Here is a 7,005-nt window from a genome sequence, read left to right as displayed (position 1 = left end):
CCGGAACCAGTGATTGGTTCCGGATTGTCCTACAGCAGAAGGATCGGTCAATGGATCCTTAACTGATCAGCATTGCGCCCTTGGGGGAGAGATTGACCGATCCCTTCGCGGCCGCCGTGCCGACGAAGAAGATCTTCTGCCCCTCGATAAAGGTGACATGGCGCGGCAAAAGCGCCTCGAACAGTTGTCCCATCCTGCCTCTCCCTGGTGCCTGGAACCGGGTTGCCTAAAACAGGGCGCTGTTGAGCCACAGGTGCGCCCCTATGCCGACCATATAGCCAAGCAAAATGGCAGGCAACCACTTGAGGTGCCCGACGAAAGTATACATGCCCCTGGCCTGCCCCATCAGGGCCACCCCGGCGGCGGAGCCGACCGAAAGCAGACTGCCCCCCACCCCGGTGGTCAATGTCACCAGCAGCCACTGCCCCGTGCTCATCTGCGGCTCCATGGAGAGCACGGCGAACATCACCGGAATGTTGTCGATCAGGGCGGAGAGCAGGCCGATGGCGACGTTGGCCAGGGTCGGATCGCCACCGTCATAGAGGAAATGGGAGGCAAGCGCCAGATACCCCATAAACCCGAGGCCGCCGACGCACATCACCACCCCGTAGAAGAAGAGCAGGGTGTCCCACTCCGCCTTGGCAATCTTGTTGAACACATCGAACGGCACCACCGAGCCCAGACGCAGCAGCCTGGCCTCGTCCCCGGTGCGCTCATACAACGCCCGTGCCCGGGCCAGGGTAACGGGCTGGGTCTTTCGCAGATAGAAACTGAAAAATTGCAGGTAGCCCAGCCCCATCATCATGCCGAGCACGGGGGGCAACCCCAGGAAGTGATGGCAGGCGACTACGGTCACTATGGTGAGCACAAAGAGCAGCACGATGACAACGGCGCCGCGCCTTGGTACCACCATCTCGCCCGGCATGGCGGGCACCAGACGGGGCACCATCAGGCTCATCAGGGTGGCCGGCACCAGGAAGTTGAGCAGGGCGGGGATGAAGAGCAGCAAGAACTGCTGGAACGGCACCTTGCCCGCCTGCCACACCATCAGGGTGGTGATGTCGCCAAAGGGGCTGAAGGCGCCGCCCGCATTGGCTGCCACGACGATGTTGATGCAGGCCAGGTTGATGAAGCGGCGCTCCCCGTTGGCCACGTTGAGCACCACTGAGCACATCAGCAGCGCCGTGGTGAGGTTGTCCACCACGGGGGAGATGAAAAAGGCGAGAAAACCGGTGAGCCAGAAGAGCGTACGCAGGCTGAATCCCGCCTGCACCAGGCGTACCCGCAGCACGGCGAACAGCAGCCTGTCCTCCATGGCGTTCACATAGGTCATGGCCACCAGCAAGAAGAGCATCAGCTCGGCATACTCCAGCAGGTTGTGGCGAAACCCGGCCTGAACCAGCTCGCTTTGCCCCTGCCCCGTATAGACCAGGCCGATGGCTATCCAGATGATGCCGGCGGCCACCAGCACCGGCTTGGACTTTCGCAGCTTCAGGTACTCCTCGGCCATCACCAGGGCATAAGCCAGGGCGAAGATGGCGAGGGCGAAGAGCCCGACTCCGCTGTGGGTCAGATCGAGGGGGACGTTGCCCGCAGCGGCGGGGGCACTGAGCAGGGCCGCCCCGGGCACGAGGCGAAGGAGTCCAGACATGGCGGCATCTCCTGGCAGGCGTCTGGCATTGAGGCTAGCAGCGCAAAGGGAAGCCGCCCTCCTTGTCATCCTGATGAGCGGCCCGCCGCGGGCTCTCAGGCAAACATGAGCGAGGCCCGTTGCCGGGCCCCGTCATCAGGAGGTCTTCTTGCCAAAACCCGATTGCTTGAGGGTGTAGCCTGCGCTGTTTTGCCAGGCATCCAGCCCGCTTCGGTTGTTGCCCGCCACCAGGCTCGCGGCCAGGCTCGGGCTGTTGAAGAGCTGATCGGCGGTAAAGATGAAGCCCCCTTCGGGGTGGGGAGTGAGCACCCCCTTGCTCAGCAGCTCCTGGCGCAGCTCGATCACCGCCTCGCGCAGGGAGGCCGCATCCTCGCCGTTGGCGGTGGAGCCCGCCTGGACCATGAAACCGGGGTTTTGCCGCTTGCCCACCGGATAACCATGGGCCTCTGCCCCCTTGCCGTTGAAGTGGTAGAGCTCGCGCTCCCCCGGCTTGTTGTCGGAGAGGGCCTTTTGCAGGGTCATCAGCTCGTTGTAGATATCGATGGGGACCACGGCAGCCTGCTTGACGCCCTTGCTGTCGACGATAAAACTGACTTGCTTGTGTAACATCCTTGCGCATCCTGTGACCCATGGAAGGCCCTATTCTAACCACCTCAGGCAAGCGGGATCCAGCGAGGATCCCCATCCCTTTTGCAGGCGCGATCACTAACTGGCATAGTGACGGACATTGTGAAAGCCATTGACCATCAAACGGTTATCCCATGCTTAGCCTGCGCAACCTCAGTAAACGCTTCGCCAACGGCGGCGAGACGCTCCCCCTGTTTGAGGGGCTGGATCTCGCCCTCACCCCGGGGGAAACCTGCCTGCTGCTGGGGCAGAGCGGCTGTGGCAAGTCCACCCTGCTCAACCTCATCGCGGGCCTGCTGCCCCCCGACGAGGGGGAGGTCTGGCTGGGGGAGACCCGCCTCGACACCCTGCCTGTGGACGAGCGGGCCCGCCTGCGCGGCCGCCACTTTGGCATCGTCTATCAGGACTTCAACCTGCTGCCGACCCTGACGGTGGAGGAGAATCTCTGCCTGCCCCTTGCCATCAACCAGCTCCCTCGCCATCAGCCAGAGATTGACGCCCTGCTGGCTCGGCTCGATCTGGCCCACAAGCGCCACGCCTGGCCGGAGCAGCTCTCCGGCGGCCAGCGCCAGCGGGTGGCGCTGGCCCGTGCCCTCATTCATCAGCCCCGTTGGCTGCTCGCCGACGAACCCACCGGGAGTCTCGACGAGCACAACGCCGAGCAGGTGATGGCCCTGATGATGAGCGCGGTGCGCGATACCGGCGCCGGTCTCTTGCTGGTGAGCCACAACCCGGGCTATGGCGACCTGGCGGATCGGGTGCTGCGCCTTGAAGGGGGACAGCTGGTCGAGCTCAAGGGGCGCCGCCATGGCTGACGTCTGCTGGGGGGCCTGCTGATGTTGCCCCTCAAGGCACTGCTGCGCCTCTATCGCGCTCACCCCTGGCTGCTCTTGATGAGCCTGACCGGGCTCACCCTGGGGGTCTCTTTGGTGGTGGCCATCGAGCTCTTGAACCACAGTGCCCGCACCAACTTCGTCGCCGCCCGCAGCCAGCTCGCCGGGGAGGCCAATTACCGCCTGGCGCCGAGCGGCGGGCTGGATGAGCAGCTCTATGTAAAGCTGGTACGAAGCCAGCCGGATCTCGACGCCATGCCAGAGCTGCACGCCTGGCTCAAGGACGAGCAGGGGCGCAGCTTCCAGCTCCTCGGGATGGATCTCTTCAACCCCGGCCCCTTGCGCCGCCTCTTTGGCGCAGAGCCAGACAGCAAGCCCGACGTGACCTTGAACCGCGCCGACAGCGTCTGGTTGGCGGCCCCCGAGGCCAGGCGCCTGGGCTGGCAGCCGGGCCAGCCACGGACGTTTCTCTTGAGCGACAGTTCGCCCGATGGCAAAGAGGGCAAGCGAGCGCTGACCCTCACCCTGGCGGGCACCTTCGAACCCGGCGCCGTGCCCATGGAGCGGCTGCTGGTGACCGACATCGGCCTCGCCCAGCCCTTGCTTGGCAAGGAAGGGCGGCTCGATCGCATCGTCTTCAAGCTAAGCGAGACGCAAGCTCACACCCTGCAAACAGCCCTGCAAGCCTATGCCCCCCATCAGCCCCTCTGGCTTGAGCCCATCAGCCCGGCGCTCGATGCCAGCCAGCTCGGCGATGCCCTGGCGCTGAACCTCACGGCGCTCTCCCTGCTCGCCATGGCGGTGGGGCTCTTTCTGGTGTTCAACGCCCAGCGCTTCGTGCAGAGCGTGCGCCGCCCCCAGCTAGCCCAGCTCATCATCCTCGGGATGCCGCCGCGTCGGGTGCTTGGCTGGCTCATCCTAGAGCTTGTGATCCTCGCCAGCATCGGCACCCTGCTCGGGCTGCTGCTGGGAAGCCTCCTGGCCCTGGCTCTGATGGGGCAGCTCACCCAGGCGCTGGCCGACCTTTATGGCCCCAACCCCATCGATCTGCTGCGCCTCTCCCCCGCGAGCCTTGGCAAGGCGATGGTCATCGGCATTTTGGGGACGCTCGCCGCCAACCTGCCCGGCTGGTGGCAACTGCTGCGCCAATCCCCCCTTGAACTGCGGGACGGCAACAGTCGGCCGCCGGCCCACCCCTGGCGCAGGCGAGCCTTGGCCATCGCCATCCTGCTGCTCTGCGTGCTCTGTCTGTGGCGGCCAGAAACCGGCCTCACCGGCGCCCTCTTCGTCGCCGGGGGCTGGCTGCTCGCCATGGCGCTCGCCCTGCCCGATGCCCTGCGCGCCGTGCTGGGGCGGCTGAGATCCCGCCCCGGCGGCCCCCTCACCGCCCGGCTCGGGGTGGCCGAGACCCAATACCATCTGGATCGCACCGCCATCGCCGTGATGGCGCTGCAACTGGCCATCGCGGCAGCCATCGGCATCGGGGTCATGGTGTCGAGCTTTCGCTCGAGCGTGGAGATCTGGCTCGGCCAGCGCCTGGCCGCCGATCTCTATGTCACCGCTCCCAAGGGGGTGGCCGGCAACAAGGGCGCCCTCGGCGAGCAGACCCTCAACACCATACTCGCCGCGTCGGACGTGCGCGCCGCCTCCCGCCGCGCCGTGCATCCCGCCCGCTGGCAGGGGCAGCCCATTGAGTGGGCGCAGATGGACTTTATCCCCGAGCTCAAAACCGCCTATCCGCTGCTGGCCGGGCGCTGGCCCGCCGCCCCCGACGAGGTGCTGGCGAGCGAACCGCTGACGGTGCGCCTAGGGGTCAGGGTGGGGCAGACACTCGAAGTCACCGGCGAACAGGGCCCAAGGGCACTCACCGTCACCGGTGTCTATCAGGATTACGGCAGCGAAAAGGGGCAGATACTGCACGCCTTCGAGGACGGGGCCGTGCAATCCCTCGCCCTCTTTAGCAACCAACCGGAGCGCCTCGCCGATCGCCTGCGGGCGCAGTTTGGTGAGGGGGTGAACCTCCTGCCCGCCCCCGCCATCCACGCCGCAGCCCTTAAGGTGTTCGACCAGACCTTTGTGGTGACCGAGCTGCTGAAATTGCTGATCCTGGGGATCGCCTTCGTCGGCATCGGCTCGGCCTTCATGGTGCTGGGGCTGGCCCGGCGCGGCGAGTTGCAGACCCTGCAGAGCCTTGGCCTGAGCCCCCGCCACTGCCGCCGGTTACTGGTGTGGCAGGGGGCGGGCCTCGGGCTGCTCACTGCGCTGTTGGCCCTGCCGGTGGGCTATGGCCTCGCCTGGGTGCTGATCGAGGTGGTCAACCCCCGCGCCTTCGGCTGGCGGCTGGCCTTCGAGGCCGCCCCCCTGCACGCCGTCACGGCGCTTCTGCTGGCGCCGGTGTGCGGGGCGCTGGCCTCCTGGTACGCCGCAAGGAGAGTGGTATGAAAACATTCAACATCTGGTGGCTGGCGCTGCTCTGCACCCTGTATGGCACCGGGATCGGTGCCAACGATCTGGGTGCCATCCTTGGCGGCGGTAGCGATCACTTCAAAAAGGCCCTGCCGGGTCAGTCCATCCGCCTGCCCGCGGATCACGGCGCCCACCCCGACTACCGCTCCGAGTGGTGGTATCTCACCGGCAACCTGAAAGACGAGCAGGGACGCGGCTACGGCATGCAGTGGACCCTGTTCAGGCAAGGCATCGAGCAGGAGATAACATCCGACAACCCCTGGCTCACACCCCAGCTCTGGCTGGCCCAGTTCGCCATCACGGATGTGAGCAAAGGCAGCCACCAGCAGGACGAGCGCACCAGCCGCCAGGGGCCGGGCCTCGCCGGTGCCAGCGGCGGTGAGTATTGGCTGAAAGACTGGGTGCTGGCCTCCCAAGGGGAAGCGCTCTTTCCCGCCACCCTCAAGGTGCAGAGCAAGGCGGGGGATCTTGATTTGCAGGTGAGCGCCGCCAAACCGGCGGTACTGCAGGGCAAACAGGGCTACAGCGAGAAGAGCCCGGGCAACGCCTCCTTCTACTACTCCTACCCGCGCCTGACCATCAGCGGCACCCTGACCCTGGATGGCGAGACCCGCAATGTCAGCGGTGAGGGCTGGTTTGATCATGAGTGGAGCAGCTCGGTATTGGCCGAGTGGCAATCGGGCTGGGACTGGTTTTCGCTGCAATTTGAAGATGGCCGCGAGCTGATGCTGTTTCGCCTGCGCACCAAGGCGGGCCGCGCCAATCCCGAAAACCGATACGGCATCCTGATTGAGCGGGACGGCAGCAGCCGGGTTCTCGCCCCAGACAGTCTCCGCCTCACCCCCGGCAAGACCTGGCGCGGCCCCAAGGGGCAGCCCTACCCCATCGAGTGGCAGCTGGAAGCCGCCGATATGACGCTCACCATTGAGACCCGCCAACCCAATCAGGCCATGACGGGGCGCTTTGACTACTGGGAAGGAGCGGTATCCGTCTCGGGGGATGCCCAGGGCGTCGGCTATCTGGAGATGACGGGGTATTGAGCCAACGGCCTGCTCTGTTTGTTCGCTTTCCCTGCTTTATCTCTGTGGGGCCAACCCTATCCTGCATCACCATTTCTGCGATTAAGTGGTTTTGCTGTTCTGGGAGGCCATCCCCAAAACCCCTACTACAAACCGCCTGCCCTCCCCGATTTCTGATCCCCATCAAAAATACGTATCAAATCTCACCTCCAGTAAAACGTTTCACTCAACAAGTTGAGTTGCGCTTGGTACCCTACTCATCCGACCCTCAGAGCTCCAAAGGTAGGAAGTGAGCGACTATGGTTACCTCTTCAATTCGGTTATAAAAAGCACAACCTGATTACCCATGATTAGCAGTCAGTTACCACGAACTATACTGATCTTACGTACAGTTATCGAGGTGCGAGAT

General features: G+C 64.7%; 5 protein-coding genes and 1 pseudogene. 3 read left to right on the top strand and 3 right to left on the bottom strand.

The genetic code is table 11. From position 1 onward, the window contains the following. Positions 1–76: 76 nt before the first annotated feature. From OKB81_RS18500 to OKB81_RS18490, 3 genes and pseudogenes are all read right to left on the bottom strand, one after another. Positions 77–193, bottom strand: a pseudogene (locus tag OKB81_RS18500) (pyridoxamine 5'-phosphate oxidase family protein); the annotation flags it as partial. 33 nt (positions 194–226) lie between these two features. Then, entirely contained in the window at positions 227–1,651 is a 1,425-nt protein-coding gene (gene nhaD / locus OKB81_RS18495; protein ID WP_160837645.1) for a sodium:proton antiporter NhaD, read from the bottom strand. Between the two features lie 135 nt (positions 1,652–1,786). Continuing rightward, positions 1,787–2,260, bottom strand: coding sequence for a DUF4357 domain-containing protein (locus OKB81_RS18490; RefSeq protein WP_160837647.1), 474 nt, complete (start codon positions 2,258–2,260; stop codon positions 1,787–1,789). Positions 2,261–2,412: 152 nt separating this feature from the next. On the opposite strand from OKB81_RS18490, the gene OKB81_RS18485 reads away from it, so the two are divergent. The 3 genes from OKB81_RS18485 to OKB81_RS18475 are packed head-to-tail and all read left to right on the top strand — an operon-like array spanning position 2,413 to position 6,617. Then, a complete protein-coding gene (locus OKB81_RS18485; RefSeq protein WP_160837649.1) occupies positions 2,413–3,093 on the top strand; it encodes an ABC transporter ATP-binding protein in 681 nt (226 codons plus the stop codon). Positions 3,094–3,114: 21 nt separating this feature from the next. Beyond that, a complete protein-coding gene (locus tag OKB81_RS18480; RefSeq protein ID WP_270670472.1) occupies positions 3,115–5,553 on the top strand; it encodes an FtsX-like permease family protein in 2,439 nt (812 codons plus the stop codon). Beyond that, the gene (locus OKB81_RS18475; RefSeq protein WP_160837653.1) at positions 5,550–6,617 is read left to right on the top strand and encodes a lipocalin-like domain-containing protein; all 1,068 of its coding nucleotides are present in this window, start codon (positions 5,550–5,552) and stop codon (positions 6,615–6,617) included. The genes OKB81_RS18480 and OKB81_RS18475 overlap by 4 nt, the downstream gene beginning before the upstream one ends. Positions 6,618–7,005: the final 388 nt, after the last annotated feature.

Source organism: Aeromonas sp. QDB56 (assembly GCF_027705505.1).
Lineage (GTDB): Bacteria > Pseudomonadota > Gammaproteobacteria > Enterobacterales > Aeromonadaceae > Aeromonas > Aeromonas caviae.
This window is presented reverse-complemented; position numbering and strand designations above follow the sequence as displayed.

Bases quoted from the DNA above. Each gene is read 5' to 3' on its own strand.
- OKB81_RS18490 (WP_160837647.1), bottom strand. From the start codon at position 2,260: ATGTTACACAAGCAAGTCAGTTTTATCGTCGACAGCAAGGGCGTCAAG.
- nhaD (WP_160837645.1), bottom strand. From the start codon at position 1,651: ATGTCTGGACTCCTTCGCCTCGTGCCCGGGGCGGCCCTGCTCAGTGCC.
- OKB81_RS18480 (WP_270670472.1), top strand. From the start codon at position 3,115: ATGTTGCCCCTCAAGGCACTGCTGCGCCTCTATCGCGCTCACCCCTGG.
- OKB81_RS18475 (WP_160837653.1), top strand. From the start codon at position 5,550: ATGAAAACATTCAACATCTGGTGGCTGGCGCTGCTCTGCACCCTGTAT.
- OKB81_RS18485 (WP_160837649.1), top strand. From the start codon at position 2,413: ATGCTTAGCCTGCGCAACCTCAGTAAACGCTTCGCCAACGGCGGCGAG.